The following is a 321-nucleotide window of genomic DNA, read 5'->3' on the forward strand; positions in this document are numbered from 1 at the left end:
TGATCCGCGAATTCCGACCGCACGTCATCACGACGTACTACGAGAACGGCGGCTACCCGCACCCGGACCACATCATGACCCACCAAATCTCCATGCTGGCCTTCGACGCCGCCGGTGACCCGGACGCGTACCCGGACGCGCGCGAGCCCTGGCAGCCGTCACAGCTGTACTACAACCACGGCTTCCCGCTGGGCCGGATCCGTGCCCAGCACGCATACCTCGCCGAGCACGGCCACGACTCCCCGTACGGCGAGTGGATCGCGGGCTGGGAGAAGAGCGGCCGCAAGGAGCGCGAGATCACCTCCCGGGTCCGCTGTGAGG

The 321-nt window shown here is 67.9% G+C and carries 1 pseudogene; it reads left to right on the forward strand.

What is annotated here, in order from left to right:
- Positions 1 to 321 (forward strand): annotated as a pseudogene (locus tag UK12_RS42445) (mycothiol conjugate amidase Mca); the annotation flags it as partial.

The organism is Saccharothrix sp. ST-888 (genome assembly GCF_000955975.1).
GTDB lineage: Bacteria > Actinomycetota > Actinomycetes > Streptomycetales > Streptomycetaceae > Kitasatospora.